Consider the following 14151-nt stretch of genomic DNA (forward strand, 5'->3'; position numbering starts at 1 on the left):
CGCTTACCGGATTGTTGACCGATGTGACCCGCGCCAGCCTGCCGCGGCCAATCAAAGGAGCGTGGGATGCGGCGGATTGCGATGTTGGTGCCGGTGGTGGCGATCGGATTTGCGACACCCGCCCTGGCCGGTCCGCGCGAGACGCTGACCGAGGCGGCCTTCGCCACCCCCGACAAGGCCGCCGCGCTCCAGAAAATCAACGCCGCCGAGGCACAGGCGCGCGCGGTGCTGGCGCGGAACCCGCAGGATCGCGACGCGCAGATGTACCGCGCCATCGCCATCGGCTACCGCGCCAAGCTCGCCCGCAGCCGGGCCGACGCGCAGACGGCGAAGCGGATGTTCGAACTACTGGCGCAGGCCGATCCGCGTGATCCCGAGCCGCAAATTTTGATTGGCGGCTGGCATCTCGATGCGATCGAGGATCTGGGTGGCATGATCGCGGGCGCGGTGCTCGGCGCCAAGCGCGCGACCGGCCTCGCCGCGGTCGACCGGGCGGTGGCGCTCGGCCGCAATCGTGCGATGTTTCCGGCGCTGGCCGCGCTGATGCGCGTGCGGCTGGACGCGAAGGACACCGCCACGGCCGCCGCGCTGGCCGAACAGGCCACGCGCACAGCCGCGCCGACTCAGATCGACCGCATTCTCCAGCAGCATGCCGCCGCCATCCTGCCGCTGCTGCGAGCAGGCAACGGCGCCGCCGCGCAGAAGATGGCGCGCCGGCTGCTGCCATTCGGCAAGCTTGGCTGAACCGTAACGGGTCCGCGCCTTTCCAGCGGCACGATTAACCCCATATACCGGCAGTCCATGCCGGCGCTTCCCACCCGCTTCACCCCTGTCGAGACGGTGCGCTACGTCGCGCGGCCGGGCCTGCTCGCTTTGCCGTCGGGCACGGGCATGGCGGTGCTGTTTCTGTTCATGCAGGGCTCGGCGCTCACCATCCTGCTCTGGGCGATCTGGTGGCCCCATCCGCGCACCCCCAGCGGCTGGGCCTTCGCGCTTATCTCCAGCGGCGTGCTTGTCGGCTCGGCGCTGGCGATCCTGTGGACGCTGATCCGCCGATCGAACGGCATGGCCCGCGGTATCCTGATGGCCCCGTTCATCCGCCTGACCGTGACCGACCGCCGCGTGATCTGGACCCTGCCCTGGTCGGCCGAGCCGCTGATGGAGATCGGCCTGTCGCGCGTCCATGGCGGCATCCTCGGCGACACGGACCGATTCGGCCGTGGCAATGCCGCGATCCTGCTCCACCCCGACGACCCCGCGGGTGAGGACGGGTACATCCATCTCGATCGACTGCCGCAGGCGCACCGCTTCGTCGCGGCGCTCGGCCAGGCATGATCCCGTCCCTGCCGGCGCTGCACGCCACCCATGTCGGCTTCTGGCTGGCCGAGCGGGGGGAAGAGGGCGTCGCCATCCGCGCCGTCGGGCGCGGCGAGGCGGTGGCGCGGATCGCCGACACGCCGACCATCCTGCTCAACGCGCCGATGGTTGCCGCCCGGCTCGGCCTGCCGGAAGTGTCGGGCCTCGATCTGCTGGAGCTGTTCGCTTTCGTCCATCCCGCGCGCTTTGCTGTGCCGACCCCCGCCGGGCTCGCCCGCGCGCTGAACCTGCGCGTGCCGGCGGAAGGCGAGGAAGCGCCCTTCCTGCTCGACGCCGCGGACACGTTGCTGGCGACCGTCGCTCGTGCCGATTGGCCGCAGCGTGAGGGCGCCTATGCCACGCTCCAGGCGCTCGCCCGGCTGCGCTGGCCATGGGCACAGCTGCTCAGCCGCAGCATCCGCCGGCCCGAGCGGCCCGAGCGCTGGCTGTTCTCGCGCCTGCCCGAATGGGAGGACAAGCCTGCAAGGCCGCCGGCCAGGCCCGTCGTGCTGAGCGAGACGGAGACGCTCGACCATCTCGAGACGCTGGTCGGCACCGGTGCCGAGCCCCGTCCCGGGCAGCGCACTTATGCCGCCGCCGCCGCGCGCGCCTTCGATCCGCGGATCGCCGAGGGGCGCCCGCACCTGCTGCTGGCCGAGGCGGGCACCGGCATCGGCAAGACGCTCGGCTATCTCGCGCCCGCCTCGCTCTGGTCCAGCGATGCGGGCGGGCCGGTGTGGGTGTCGACCTACACCAAGGCCCTCCAGCGCCAGCTCGACCGCGAGAGCGCGCGTGCCTATCCGGACCCGGCGGCGCGGCGCGAGAAGGTGGTCGTTCGCAAGGGCCGGGAAAATTATCTCTGCCTGCTGAACCTGGAGGATGCGCTGCAGGGCGGCTTCCAGAACCGCGCGGCGGTACTGGCGCAGCTCGTCGCCCGCTGGGCGGCCTATACGCGCGACGGCGACATGGTGGGCGGCGACCTGCCGGGCTGGCTGCCCACGCTGTTCCGCCGTGCCGGCTCGACCGCGCTGACCGACCGGCGCGGCGAGTGCATCTATGCCGGCTGCCCGCATTACCGCCGCTGCTTCATCGAACGCTCGGTCCGCGCCAGCGCGGGGGCAGACATCGTCGTCGCCAATCACGCGCTCGTCATGCTGCTTGCCGCACGCGGCCGGAACGAGGGGCGCGCGCTCGCCCGCATCGTGTTCGACGAGGGCCATCACCTGTTCGACGCTGCCGATTCGACCTTCGCAGTCGCGCTGACGGGGCAGGAGACGATCGAGCTGCGCCGCTGGATCACCGGTCCCGAATCGCGCGCCCGCGGCCGTCGTCGCGGGCTTGCCGCGCGCCTGTCCGACGTCGCCTCCTATGACGAGGAAGGCGGCCTCGCCATCGAGGCAGCGCTGGCGGCAGCGCAAGGCCTGCCTGCCGACGGGTGGCTGGGGCGCTTGGGCGAAGGCCTGCCGCTCGGCCCCGTCGAAAGCCTGCTGGCGGAGGTGCGTGCCACCGTCTTCGCCCGCGCCGACGCGCAGGATGCGGGCTACGGGCTGGAAATCGCCGCTATCGAGCTGCCGGGCGCGCTGGTCGAGGCGGCAGGCCAGGCGGCCACCGCACTCGACGCCCTGGCGCGGCCGCTGGCGGTGCTCGGCCGGCGGCTGGAACATGTGCTGGAGGACGCGCCCGACTGGCTCGACGGCCCGGCCCGCGCGCGCGTCGAAGGCGCGCTGGCGGGGTTGGCCTGGCGCGGGCAGCTGATCGCCGCCTGGATCGCACTGCTCGCGCGGTTGGGCGGGCCGGCGGACCCGGACTTCGTCGACTGGCTGGCGGTGGACCGCGTCGAGGGGCGCGAGTGGGACATGGGCCTGCACCGCCGCTGGCTCGATCCGACGCGACCGCTGGCGGAGGCGGTGCTGAAACCCGCGCACGGCGTGATCGTCACCTCCGCGACGCTGCGCGGCGGCAGCGATGGCTGGGTTCATGCCGAGGCGCGCAGCGGCGCAAACCACCTCGACGTGCCGACGCGGCGCGTGACGGTGGAGAGCCCGTTCGATTATGCCAGCGCCGCCGAGGTGCTGATCGTCACCGACATCCGCCGCGGCGATACGCCCGCGCTTGCCGCTGCCTATGCGCGATTGATCGAGGCGGCAGGCGGCGGCACCCTCGGCCTGTTCACCGCCATCCAGCGGTTGAAGGCCGTACACGCCCGCATTGCCGACCGGCTCGCCCGCGCCGGACTGCCGCTCTACGCCCAGCATGTCGATCCGATCGACACGGGCACGCTGGTGGATCTGTTCCGCGACGATCCGCGCGCGTCGCTGCTCGGCACCGATGCGCTGCGCGACGGGGTGGACGTGCCCGGCCATTCGCTGCGGCTCGTCGTCATGGAAGGCGTGCCTTGGCCGCGCCCGACCGTGCTGCACGGTGCGCGGCGCGCGGTCGGCGGCGGCACAGCCTATGACGACCGTGTGGTGCGCGCGCGGCTGGCGCAGGCGTTCGGCCGGCTGATCCGCTCCGCCGGGGACAAGGGCCGCTTCGTGCTGCTCTCCGCCGCCACGCCGTCGCGGCTGCTGGATGCCTTTCCGCGGGGCGTGCCGGTGCGGCGCGTGACGCTGGATGCCGCCGTCGCCGCGGTCGCGGCAGCGGAAGCGCCGGTCGCAGGTGCCGCGACGCCTATCTTTCATCCGTAACGGCTTTGCGGCATCAGGCGCGCGGGCCGGCGCTGGGTGAGGGACGAGGATGAAGAGACTGTTCCTGCTGCGCCATGCGAAATCGGGCTGGGACGATCCCGTCGCCCGCGATTTCGATCGGCCGCTCAACGCCAAGGGTAAGCGCGCCGCCCGCGCCATCGGCCGCTATCTGCGCGACGAGAAGCTGGTCTTCGACCGGGTGACCGCCAGCCCGGCGACCCGCGTCGTCGAGACGCTGGACGAGGTGGCGGCGGGCCGCGGTGCCACGCTGGCGCCCGTGTGGGACAAGCGGCTCTATCTCGCTTCCGCCTCCGCGCTGCTCGACATCGTACAGGATGCCGCGAACGACTCGGACAGCCTGCTGCTCGTCGGCCACAATCCGGGTTTGGAGGAGCTGGTGCTGCTGCTCGTGCCCGACCGCGAGGACGACATGACCCGCGACGAGATCGAGGAGAAGCTGCCGACCGCCTCGTTCGTCGAGCTGCGCTTCGACGTGGCGAGCTGGGATGCGGTCGCGGAGAATGGCGGCACGCTCGGCCGGTTCGTCCGTCCGCGCGATCTCGATCCGGCGCTGGGCCCGGGCCAGCCATGACGCTGCCCGAGCCGCTGCTGCGGCGCGCCGGGCTTGGCGATGCGGCGGCGCTGTCGCTGATCGGCGGCGCGACCTTCCTCTACACCTTTGCGCACGATCATCCCGGCCCCGGCCTCGTCGCGCATGCACGGGGCGATCATGGCGAGGCCTGGTACGCCGCGGCATTGGCGGATCCCGCCAACGCGCTCTGGCTGCTGGAGACGCCGCTCGGCGCGCCTGTCGGCTATGCGATGCTGTGCCCGCCCGCGCTGGAGGATGCAGCCGGGCCGGACGATCTCGAGCTCAAACGCATCTACCTGCTCGATCGCTGGGCCGGCGGCGGGCGCGGCCGCGCGCTGATGACGGCGGCGGAGGTGGAGGCACGGGCGCGCGGCGCGCAGCGGCTGCTGCTCAGTGTCTACGAGCATAATCTGCTGGCCCAAGGCTTCTACGCCCGCCTTGGCTATACGGATACGGGCCTCAGGCGCACCTTCATGACGGGCGATTTCGGCTCCACCGATCAGGTGTGGGCCAAGCCGCTCGACTGATCCTTATTCCGCCAGCGCGCGGGCCAGCAGGGCGCGGATCGCCGCCAACTCGTCCCGCACGCGCGAATCGATCGGCGGCTCCAGCGGGGTGGCGGCGGGCGGCGTCGCGGCGACCGGTGCTTCCAGCAGCTGCTGAACGCCGCGGATCGTGTAGCCGTCCAGGTTCAGCAGCGTGTGGATGCGACGCGCCAGCGCCACATCCGACGGCCGGTAATAACGCCGGTTGCCCGCACGCGTCAGCGGCTTGAGCTGCGGGAACTTCGTTTCCCAATAGCGCAGCACATGCTGCGGCACGCCGAGCTCTGTCGAGAGTTCGGAGATGGTCAGGAAGGCGCCGTCGGCTTTCGCCGTCATCGATCCATGCGGCCTCAGCCCGCCTGCACGATGCGGTCGCGCATCATCTGGCTGGCACGGAAGGTCAGCACGCGGCGCGGTGCGATCGGCACTTCCACGCCGGTCTTGGGATTGCGGCCGACGCGCTCGCCCTTGTCGCGCAGCACGAAGCTGCCGAAGCCGGAGATCTTGACGTTCTCGCCCTCGCTCAGCGCCTGGCACATATGGGCGAGCACGCTTTCCACCATGCGCGCGGCGTCGGCACGGCTGACGCCGATATCACGATGCACGGCATCGGCCAGGTCCGCCCGCGTCAGGGTGCCCGCTTCCACCATGATACCGCCCTCCCCGTCTGGCACAGCATGCTCCTCCCAAAGATCGAAGATTGCGCAGGTCCGCCCGCGATTACAAGCGGATGACGGCCGCCCCCCAGGTAAATCCGCCGCCCATCGCCTCAAACACGCACAGATCGCCCGGCTTGATCCGGCCGTCGCGCACCGCCTTGTCGAACGCCAGCGGCACCGACGCCGCCGAGGTGTTCGCATGTTCGTCGACGGTCACGATCACCCGCTCGGGCGCGAGGCCCAGCTTCTTGGCGGTCGCATCGAGGATGCGGCGGTTCGCCTGATGCGGCACCACCCAGTCCACCGCAGAGACGGCCAGCCCCGCCTTGCCGAGCGCTTCGCCCAGCACCGCCGACAGGTTGGTCACGGCATGGCGGAACACCTCGCGTCCCTGCATGCGCAGCTTGCCGACGGTGCCCGTGGTCGAGGGCCCGCCATCGACATAGAGAAGCTGGTTGTGCCGCCCGTCGGCGTGCAGCGCGACCGAGAGGATGCCGCGCGCGGCGGCATCGTCATTCTCCGCCGGGCCATCCTCCGCCTGCAGCACGACCGCGCCCGCACCGTCGCCGAACAGGACGCAGGTGGTGCGATCCTCCCAGTCGAGGATGCGGCTGAACGTCTCGCTGCCGATCACCAGCGCGGTGTCGGCCGCGCCGCCGCGGATCATGCTCTCGGCGACCGACAAAGCGTAGAGGAAGCCCGAGCAGACCGCCGCCACGTCGAACGCGATGCAATCGCCCGCGCCCAGCATCTCCTGCACCTTGGTGGCGGATGCGGGGAAGGTCTGGTCCGGTGTCGCCGTCGCAAGCACGATCAGCCCGACCTGCGTGGGCGCGATCCCGGCCGCCTCCAGCGCGCGGCGGGCGGCTTCCGCACCCAGCGTTGCCGTCGTCTCGTCCGGCTCGGCGATGTGGCGGAAGCGGATGCCGGTGCGCTCGACGATCCACTCGTCAGATGTATCGACCCGCTCGGCCAGATCGGCGTTTGAGACGCGCGTGCGCGGCAGGGCCGAGCCCGAGCCCGTGATCACCGCGCGCCTCATGCGGCGGCTCCCCGGCCGGGTTCCGCCACATCGCGGCGCACATTGGCGAGATCATTCGCCACCAGCCGGCTGATGTCGGCCTGCGCCAGCTTCACCGCGACACCGATGGCATTGGCGAAGCCCGCCGGCGTCGCGCCGCCATGGCTCTTCACGACGATGCCGTTCAGCCCGAGAAAGACGGCGCCATTATGGTTGTTTGGATCGAGATGGTGGCGCAGCAGCTCTGTCGCGGGCCGCGAGATCAGGAAGCCGATCTTGGAGCGGAGCGAAGAGCGGAAGGCGGATTTCAGCAGATCGGTGACGAAGCGGGCCGTGCCCTCCATCGTCTTCAACGCGATATTGCCGGAAAAGCCGTCGGTCACGATCACGTCCGCCTCGCCGCGGCCCAGCCGGTCCGCCTCGATATTGCCGATGAAGTCGAGGGGCAGGTGATCCGCCGCACGCAGCTGCTGAGCGGCATCGCGGAGCGATTCGGTGCCCTTCATCTCTTCCGCACCGATGTTGAGCAGCGCGACGCGCGGCTCGGCCAGACCCACGACAATGCGGGAATAGACCGCGCCCATGACTGCGAACTGAACGAGGTTGCGGGCGTCGCACTCGGTGTTGGCGCCGAGATCCAGCATGACGAGATCGCGATCACCGATCGTCGGCAGCAGGGCGGCCAGAGCCGGCCGGTCGATCCCGGCCATGGTGCGCAGCGCCAGCTTGGCCGTCGCCATCAGCGCGCCGGTGTTGCCGGCGGACACCGCGCCATCCGCCGTGCCGCGCTTCACCGCATCGATCGCAAGGCCCATGGAGGTCGTCCGCGCCCGGCGGATCGCCTGGCTGGGCTTCTCGTCCCCCGCCACCGCATCGGGCGCGTGGACGATTTCGGCGGCGGCCGCGAGTTCAGCGTGGCGCGACAGTTCGGGCCCGAGCACCGCCTCATCCCCGAACAGGGTGAAGCGAAGCTCCGGCAGGCGCTGAAGCGCGAGCGCTGCACCGGCCAGTGTGGTCGCCGGGCCGCGATCGCCGCCCATCGCATCAACGGCGATCCGCGGCGCGCCCGTCATCCTGCAACCAGCCCCCGTGGTAATGCCGCGACTCAGGCCTCGGTCGGCACGATCTCTCGGCCATTATAGTGGCCGCATCCGGTGCACAGATTGTGCGGACGGCGCAGTTCGCCGCAATTCGGGCATTCCTGGAACGCCTCGACGCTCAGCGCATGGTGGCTGCGCCGCATGTTGCGCCGCGAGGGCGAGGTCTTTCGCTTGGGGACGGCCATCTCGGCACCTTGTTCGAACAGCTGCAAAAGAGAAGCGACGAGCGTCAGTCGTTGGCACCGCCGTCCTGATCGGACCGCGGACCCAAGCGCCCGGGCTCGTCGCGAGGGGCGGACCTATAGCGATTTGGCGCTGCGTTGCAACCCCGAGACCGACATGACAGGGTTGGCCACACCCGTAAGGAGCCTGCCGCCATGATCCTGCCGATCGCGCTCACCACCGCCGGTGCCGCCACGATCCTGAACCTCTGGCTGGCCGGGCGCATATCGCAGCTGCGGATCGCGCGGAAGATCATGATCGGCGACGGCGGCGATCCGGCGATGGTCGCCCGCATTCGCGCGCAGGGCAATTTCGTCGAATATGCGCCCTTCGCCGTCCTGCTGATCGGCCTGATCGAGTTCGCCCGCGGCACCAGCCTGCCCTTGTGGCTGCTCGCCATTGCCTTCCTGCTGGCGCGTCTGGCGCATCCGCTCGGAATGGACCGGCCGGCGCCCAACCCGCTGCGCGCGGGCGGCATCCTCGTCAGCTGGCTGGTGCTGCTGGCGCTGGCCGCGTGGGCGCTCGCCATCCCCTATCTCGGCACGGCGGCGCCGATGGAGCTGGTGCCGGCGGGCTGAGCGCGATCAGGCGCGGGCCAGCACCGAATCGGCGACGAACGGATTGCTCGCCCGCTCCCGCGCGAAGGTCGACATGGGCCCGTGGCCGCAGACGAAAGCGGTATCGCCGCCCATCGGCCACAGCCGCCCGGTGATCGCCTCGATCAGGTCGCGGTGATTGCCGCGCGGAAAGTCGGTCCGCCCGATCGATCCCTGGAACAGCACGTCGCCGACGATGGCCAGCCTGGACGGCGCATGATGGAAGACGACGTGTCCCGGCGTGTGCCCCGGGCAGTGGCGCACATCGAGGACGAGCTCGCCCACGGTGACCTGGTCGCCATCCTCCAGCCAGCGATCCGGCTCGAACGACTGGCCGGGGATGCCATATTTGCCGCCGTCCACCGCCAGCTGCTCGATCCAGAAGCGATCGCCCTCGTGCGGCCCCTCGATCGGCACGCCAAGCTCCGCCGCCAGCACCGCGGTGCCGCCGCAATGGTCGATATGGCCGTGCGTGACGAGCAGCTTCTCGATCGTGACGCCATGCTGCTTCGCCGCCGCCTTCAGCCGCGGCAGATCGCCGCCCGCATCGATGAAGGCGCCCTTCATCGTGCGGGTGCACCAGAGCAGGGTGCAATTCTGCTGGAGCGGCGTGACGGGGATGATCGCGGCCCTGAGCAGGTGTTCTTGCGGGTGATCGGTCATGTCGCCGAGATGGCGGCTGCGGCGCGGCGACGCAACTCCCCGGCCTACTCGCCCGTGGCCGTCGCTTTCGGCGCATCACCCAGCAACGTCTGCTGCCAGAAGAGCAGCGACGTCCAGAACTGATAGTCCTGATTCTCCTTCTTGCCGAAGCCATGGCCTTCGTTCCGGCCGAGCAGGTGCCACGCCGTGCCGCCCTGCGCGCGGACCGCCTTGACGATCTGGTCCGCCTCGCTGGCCGGCACGCGCGGATCGTTGCCGCCGGTCACCACCATCAGCGGGATGGTCAGCTCCTTCACGCGTGTCAGCGGCGAGATCGCCTCCAGCTTGGCGCGCTGCGCGGGCACGCGCTCGTCGCCATATTCGACACGGCGCAGGTCGCGGCGATAGCTTTGCGTGTTCTGGAGGAAGGTGACGAAGTTGGAGATGGCGACGACGCAGTTCGCGTCCTTCAGCCGGTCGCGGTAGAAGATCGCGCTGGCATAGCACATGTAGCCGCCATAGCTGCCGCCGGTCACGCCGATCCGCTTGGGATCGACCGCCGGCTCCCTCTCCAGCGCCGTCAGGAAGGCGCCGATGTCCTTGACCGAATCCTCCCGCTTGAACGGCCCGTTGTCGAGCCCGACGAACGTCTTGCCGTACCCGGTCGAGCCGCGGACGTTCGGGTAGAAGAGGGCGATGCCGAGCTCGTTCAGCAGGTAATTGTTGCGGCCGAGGAAGCCGGGGGTGGACTGCCCCTCCGGCCCGCCATGGATGTTGACCAGCAGCGGCCGCTTGCCCGGAAACCTGGCCGGGTCGGGTTGATAGAGGAAGCCCGACACCTCCTGCCCGTCGAAGCTGCGCACGCTGAGCAGGCGCGGCTCGACGTTGCGCGCAGGATCGAGGCCGCCCGTCTCGCTCTGCGTCCAGCGCGTCACCGCCAGCGTCCGCGGATCGACGCTCCACGAATCGGCGGGGCTGCGGGCGGAGGCGAGCGTCAGGCCGATCGTGCCCCACGGCGCGACCTCCAGCCCGTAGACGACGCCGAGCGGCAGCTGCGTCACCGGCCGCACCGCGCCGGTCCTGGGATCGAGCAGCTTGAGGCGCGAGGCGCCCGCCTCGTTCACGACATAGGCGATGAAGCGGCCATCCTCGGCGATCGCGAACGTATCCACGTCCCATTTCGGCTCGCGGCTGACCGCGGTGAAGCGCCGGCTGCGCGGATCGAGCGTGCCGAGCCGCTGGAAGTCGGAGCCTTCGTCGCTCGTCACCCACAGGTTGCCGTCGGGTGCGTAATGCGCCGCGCCGTAGCTGACCGTCGCCTGCGGATCGCTGATCGGCGTCAGCCTGCCGCTGGCGAGATCCAGCTCGTAGAGATTGGACTTCTGCACCGAGACATATTCGGTGACGACCGCCTTGGTGCCGCCGGGCGCGAAGTCGGCAATCTGCCAGCCGCCGCCCTTCACCTGCGCCACGAGCCGGTCCGACTTAGGATCGCGCGGATCCATGACGTAGAGGTCGCTGTCCGTCCCGTTGCGGCGGGTGGAGGAATAGCCGACGCGCGCCCCCTCCTTGTCCCACCCGCCGAACTCGTTGCGGCTCTTGCCGTCGGTCAGCAGCGTCAGGCGGCCATCCCTCAGCGTGTAGAGCTGGAAGAATTCGTTGCCGCCGACATCCTTCTGCACGACCAGCACGTCGCCGCGCTTCGGCGCCCACGCACCATTGCCGAGCGGCTCGGCCTCGAAGCTGATCTGCCGGCGATCTGCGCCCGGCGCCGCCACGCGGTGCAGCTGCGCCACATTGGCGAAGCGGGTGGCGATCAGCATCGAGCGATCGACCGGGTTCCAGCCGACGAAGCCGGCGCTGCGATATTCGAGATAGGGGCGCGTTGCGGCGGCGAGCGCCTCGGGCACGGGCGGCGTGCCGTCCGCGACGAGCGCGGCCGGCTTCTCCACCGCGGCGGCTGCGGCGCTGAGCGGCAGCAAGGCGCTAAGGCCGAGAATCAGGCGAGGTGCGACGCGAGGCATGGGATAGATCCCCTTTCGCTTCCCGGTTTACGAAGGCCCCCAACCCGCGGCAACAGCGCCGCATGACGCTCCCCGCCCCCTTCGTGCTGCTCGACGACGTGCGTGCCGCGGGCGGCCCGCCGCGGCTCTACGAGGCGCCGGGCGAGGTGATCGTGGCGCATGCGGCGGAAGAGGTCGCGCCCGCGCTGGAGCGGCTGCGGGAGGCTTTGGCGGAAGGGGCACACGCCGCGGGGTTCCTCGGCTATGAGGCGGGATACACGCTTTCTGCGCTCCACACGCGTCACCCTGAACTCGTTTCGGGGTTCACCGGGCAGCCAGGCACTAAGCCGCAGGATCGAGCCTCCCGGTGGATGCTGAAACAAGTTCAGCATGACGGTGGGGCGCCTCCCATCCTCTGGGTCGGCCTGTTCGATCGGGTGCGCCTGCTCGACCCGGCCGGGATCGCAGCATGGCTCCCCGATCCGGCGGGGGCCTGCGCCGGGCCCGTCCGCCCGCGGATCGACGAGGCCGCGCATGCCGGGGCGGTCGCCCGCATCCTCGACTATATCGCCGCAGGCGACATCTATCAGGCGAACCTCACCTTCGCTGCCTCGGTGCGTGTGGCGGGCGATCCGCGCGCACTTTACGCTCGCCTGCGTGCGACGGGCGGCGGCGGTTGGGGCGGGATCGTGTGGACGGGCGGCCACTGGCTGCTGTCCTGCTCGCCCGAACTGTTCTTCACCGCGGCGGATGGCGCGCTCACCGCGCGGCCGATGAAGGGCACCCTGCCCGCCTCCGCCGATCCGACCGCACTCGCCGCCGATCCGAAGCAACGCGCGGAGAACCTGATGATCGTGGACCTGATCCGCAACGATCTGGCGCAGGTGGCCGAGCCCGGCAGCGTCTCGGTGCCCGACCTGTTTGCGGTGGAGACCTATCCCACCGTCCACCAGATGACCTCCACCGTCATTGCCCGCCTCGCTCCGGGCCGTGACGCGGTCGACCTTCTAGCCGCCGCTTTTCCCTGCGGCTCGGTGACGGGCGCACCCAAGCGCCGCGCCATGGAGATCATCGCCGAACTGGAGCCGCATCCGCGTGGCCCCTACACCGGATCGATCGGCTGGCTTGATCCGGCGGGGAATGGCGGCTTCAATGTTGCCATCCGCACGCTCGTGCTGGGCCAGGGGGAAGAGCATGCGACATTGGGGCTCGGCTCGGGGATCGTCGCCGACTCGGTGGCGGCCGACGAGTGGCGCGAATGCCTTGCCAAGGCCGCGTTCATGAGCGCGGCAGAGCCGGCGTTCGACCTGATCGAGACGATGCGGTTCGACCCCAGCGAGGGCATTGCTGAGCTGGATCGCCATCTTGCCCGGATGAAGGCGTCGGCGGACGCATTCGGCTTCGCGTTCGACCGGCACGATGCGCGCAACGAATTGCAGGCGGCCACCTTCCGCCTGCGCGCGCCCAGCCGGCTGCGGCTGCTGCTCGGCCGCTCGGGTGCGATCGCCATCGAGGCGGCGCCCGCCCCCGCGCCACTGGCAGAGCCGGTCGCCGTTGCGATCGTGCCGCTGCCGGTGGCACCGAGCGACGTGCGCCTTCGCCACAAAACGAGCGACCGCGGCTTCTATGACGCAGCGCGCGCGGCGGCGGGCACGGCGGAGGTCGTCTTCGTCGATCCCGAAGGTTTCCTGACGGAGGGAAGCTTCACCAGCCTGTTCGTCGAGCGGGGCGGACGCCTGCTCACGCCGCCGCTCGCCCGCGGCCTGTTGCCCGGCGTGCTGCGCGCGCGCCTGCTGGCGGAGGTCCGCGCGGAGGAGGCGGACTTGCGCCCGGAGGACCTCGTCGGCGGCTTCCTCATCGGCAATGCGCTGCGCGGTCTGATGCGGGCGGAACTTACCTCCCGTTAACCATTGTCTGCGCAAGGTCATGCCTCCCCGGTTCCGGAGGACGGCCGATGCGTATCTCTCGCCACCTCGTCGCCTGCGGCCTGTCGCCGCTCCTCCTGCTGGGCTGTGCGCGAACGCCCGCGCCGGTGCCCGTCGCGGCGGTCACGCCACCACCGCCCCCACCCCGGCCCGAACGGCCGCAGGATCTGCCCGAGACGCTGCGCGTTCCCGCGCGGCTGGCGGACGGGCGCTACGCCACGATCAACCAGGGCATCACCGCTGCGGCAGCGGCATGGCACGTCCGCTCCGCACTGAACGTCGCCGCACTCGGCTGCCGCGGACCGCAGGAAGCGGGCATGATCGCCGGCTACAACCGGCTCCTGAAGACGCACAAGGCATCGCTCGCCGCCGCGGACAAGGCGGTCCAGGCCGAGTTTCGCAGCCGCGAGCCGAAGGATTGGCGCGGCGCGCATGACGGCTTCAACACGCGCCTCTACAATTTCTTCGCCCAGCCGGTCGCCACGGCGCGCTTCTGTGCGGAGGCGCTCGCGGTGGTGACCGAGGCGGAGGCGGTACCTACGGCCGGCTTCGCCGCGTGGGCGCCCGGCGCGCTCACCCGGCTGGAGGCGCCTTTCACCGATGCCTATGCGCGCTACGACGATTGGCGCCTGCGCCTCGCCGCGTGGGAGGCGGGCCGCGTGCCTGGCGCGCCGCGGCTGGAATATGCCTCCATGGCGCAGGTGATGGCGTGGACGCCGCCCGAGACCGTCTGGCGCGTGGCGGCGCTGCGCTGACCATTTCGGCCACGCGCAGGATTTCTTGGGTGCCGTAGCGGCGCTGCT

General features: G+C 70.6%; 15 protein-coding genes. 8 read left to right on the forward strand and 7 right to left on the reverse strand.

The genetic code is table 11. The annotated features are described in order from the left end of the window. Nucleotides 1–66 precede the first annotated feature (66 nt). From BM360_RS17375 to BM360_RS17395, 5 genes are read left to right on the forward strand one after another with little or no spacing between them, the layout of a single operon-like run. Nucleotides 67–744 carry a hypothetical protein gene (locus tag BM360_RS17375; RefSeq protein WP_093316571.1) on the forward strand — a complete coding sequence of 226 codons (678 nt, stop codon included), beginning with the start codon at nucleotides 67–69 and terminating at the stop codon, nucleotides 742–744. 57 nt (nucleotides 745–801) lie between these two features. After that, entirely contained in the window at nucleotides 802–1335 is a 534-nt protein-coding gene (locus tag BM360_RS17380; protein WP_093316574.1) for a hypothetical protein, read from the forward strand. After that, entirely contained in the window at nucleotides 1332–4043 is a 2712-nt protein-coding gene (locus BM360_RS17385) for an ATP-dependent DNA helicase (protein ID WP_093316576.1), read from the forward strand. The genes BM360_RS17380 and BM360_RS17385 overlap by 4 nt, the downstream gene beginning before the upstream one ends. Nucleotides 4044–4092: 49 nt before the next feature. Next, nucleotides 4093–4635 carry a SixA phosphatase family protein gene (locus BM360_RS17390; protein ID WP_093316579.1) on the forward strand — a complete coding sequence of 181 codons (543 nt, stop codon included), beginning with the start codon at nucleotides 4093–4095 and terminating at the stop codon, nucleotides 4633–4635. Next, nucleotides 4632–5162, forward strand: a complete 531-nt coding sequence (locus tag BM360_RS17395) for a GNAT family N-acetyltransferase (RefSeq protein ID WP_093316581.1) — start codon at nucleotides 4632–4634, stop codon at nucleotides 5160–5162. Before BM360_RS17390 ends, BM360_RS17395 begins: the two co-directional genes overlap by 4 nt. A 3-nt stretch (nucleotides 5163–5165) precedes the next feature. Here BM360_RS17395 and BM360_RS17400 read toward each other — a convergent pair whose 3' ends face one another. The 5 genes from BM360_RS17400 to rpmF all read right to left on the reverse strand — a co-directional run bounded on the left by BM360_RS17400 (nucleotide 5166) and on the right by rpmF (nucleotide 8145). After that, nucleotides 5166–5516, reverse strand: coding sequence for a MerR family transcriptional regulator (locus tag BM360_RS17400; protein WP_093316584.1), 351 nt, complete (start codon nucleotides 5514–5516; stop codon nucleotides 5166–5168). 14 nt (nucleotides 5517–5530) lie between these two features. Beyond that, complete coding sequence (locus BM360_RS17405; RefSeq protein ID WP_093316587.1) at nucleotides 5531–5830, reverse strand: integration host factor subunit alpha; 300 nt, start codon at nucleotides 5828–5830, stop codon at nucleotides 5531–5533. A gap of 70 nt (nucleotides 5831–5900) precedes the next feature. Next, a complete protein-coding gene (locus BM360_RS17410; RefSeq protein WP_093316590.1) occupies nucleotides 5901–6881 on the reverse strand; it encodes a beta-ketoacyl-ACP synthase III in 981 nt (326 codons plus the stop codon). Beyond that, the gene (gene plsX / locus BM360_RS17415; RefSeq protein WP_093316593.1) at nucleotides 6878–7933 is read right to left on the reverse strand and encodes a phosphate acyltransferase PlsX; all 1056 of its coding nucleotides are present in this window, start codon (nucleotides 7931–7933) and stop codon (nucleotides 6878–6880) included. Before plsX ends, BM360_RS17410 begins: the two co-directional genes overlap by 4 nt. 32 nt (nucleotides 7934–7965) lie before the next feature. Beyond that, entirely contained in the window at nucleotides 7966–8145 is a 180-nt protein-coding gene (gene rpmF, locus BM360_RS17420; protein WP_093317400.1) for a 50S ribosomal protein L32, read from the reverse strand. A gap of 192 nt (nucleotides 8146–8337) precedes the next feature. Here rpmF and BM360_RS17425 point away from each other — a divergent pair, with 192 nt between their 5' ends. Beyond that, nucleotides 8338–8760 carry an MAPEG family protein gene (locus BM360_RS17425; protein WP_093316596.1) on the forward strand — a complete coding sequence of 141 codons (423 nt, stop codon included), beginning with the start codon at nucleotides 8338–8340 and terminating at the stop codon, nucleotides 8758–8760. Between the two features lie 6 nt (nucleotides 8761–8766). Here BM360_RS17425 and BM360_RS17430 read toward each other — a convergent pair whose 3' ends face one another. Together BM360_RS17430 and BM360_RS17435 are read right to left on the reverse strand one after the other, a co-directional pair. After that, nucleotides 8767–9441, reverse strand: coding sequence for an MBL fold metallo-hydrolase (locus tag BM360_RS17430; RefSeq protein WP_093316599.1), 675 nt, complete (start codon nucleotides 9439–9441; stop codon nucleotides 8767–8769). A gap of 44 nt (nucleotides 9442–9485) precedes the next feature. Further along, entirely contained in the window at nucleotides 9486–11444 is a 1959-nt protein-coding gene (locus BM360_RS17435; RefSeq protein WP_093316602.1) for a S9 family peptidase, read from the reverse strand. A 62-nt stretch (nucleotides 11445–11506) separates the two neighbouring features. On the opposite strand from BM360_RS17435, the gene pabB reads away from it, so the two are divergent. After that, the gene (pabB, locus tag BM360_RS17440) at nucleotides 11507–13330 is read left to right on the forward strand and encodes an aminodeoxychorismate synthase component I (RefSeq protein ID WP_207544637.1); all 1824 of its coding nucleotides are present in this window, start codon (nucleotides 11507–11509) and stop codon (nucleotides 13328–13330) included. Nucleotides 13331–13377: 47 nt separating this feature from the next. Further along, a complete protein-coding gene (locus BM360_RS17445) occupies nucleotides 13378–14103 on the forward strand; it encodes a hypothetical protein (protein WP_093316605.1) in 726 nt (241 codons plus the stop codon). Nucleotides 14104–14151 lie beyond the last annotated feature (48 nt).

The sequence above is a fragment of the Sphingomonas jatrophae genome, assembly GCF_900113315.1.
Classification (GTDB): Bacteria; Pseudomonadota; Alphaproteobacteria; order Sphingomonadales; family Sphingomonadaceae; genus Sphingomonas_P; species Sphingomonas_P jatrophae.

Coding starts and splice junctions, on each gene's coding strand:
- BM360_RS17425 (WP_093316596.1), top strand. CDS start 8,338: ATGATCCTGCCGATCGCGCTCACCACCGCCGGTGCCGCCACGATCCTG.
- plsX (WP_093316593.1), bottom strand. CDS start 7,933: ATGACGGGCGCGCCGCGGATCGCCGTTGATGCGATGGGCGGCGATCGC.
- BM360_RS17430 (WP_093316599.1), bottom strand. CDS start 9,441: ATGACCGATCACCCGCAAGAACACCTGCTCAGGGCCGCGATCATCCCC.
- BM360_RS17435 (WP_093316602.1), bottom strand. CDS start 11,444: ATGCCTCGCGTCGCACCTCGCCTGATTCTCGGCCTTAGCGCCTTGCTG.
- rpmF (WP_093317400.1), bottom strand. CDS start 8,145: ATGGCCGTCCCCAAGCGAAAGACCTCGCCCTCGCGGCGCAACATGCGG.
- BM360_RS17390 (WP_093316579.1), top strand. CDS start 4,093: ATGAAGAGACTGTTCCTGCTGCGCCATGCGAAATCGGGCTGGGACGAT.
- BM360_RS17395 (WP_093316581.1), top strand. CDS start 4,632: ATGACGCTGCCCGAGCCGCTGCTGCGGCGCGCCGGGCTTGGCGATGCG.
- BM360_RS17385 (WP_093316576.1), top strand. CDS start 1,332: ATGATCCCGTCCCTGCCGGCGCTGCACGCCACCCATGTCGGCTTCTGG.
- BM360_RS17380 (WP_093316574.1), top strand. CDS start 802: ATGCCGGCGCTTCCCACCCGCTTCACCCCTGTCGAGACGGTGCGCTAC.
- BM360_RS17445 (WP_093316605.1), top strand. CDS start 13,378: ATGCGTATCTCTCGCCACCTCGTCGCCTGCGGCCTGTCGCCGCTCCTC.
- BM360_RS17405 (WP_093316587.1), bottom strand. CDS start 5,830: ATGGTGGAAGCGGGCACCCTGACGCGGGCGGACCTGGCCGATGCCGTG.
- BM360_RS17410 (WP_093316590.1), bottom strand. CDS start 6,881: ATGAGGCGCGCGGTGATCACGGGCTCGGGCTCGGCCCTGCCGCGCACG.
- pabB (WP_207544637.1), top strand. CDS start 11,507: ATGACGCTCCCCGCCCCCTTCGTGCTGCTCGACGACGTGCGTGCCGCG.
- BM360_RS17375 (WP_093316571.1), top strand. CDS start 67: ATGCGGCGGATTGCGATGTTGGTGCCGGTGGTGGCGATCGGATTTGCG.
- BM360_RS17400 (WP_093316584.1), bottom strand. CDS start 5,516: ATGACGGCGAAAGCCGACGGCGCCTTCCTGACCATCTCCGAACTCTCG.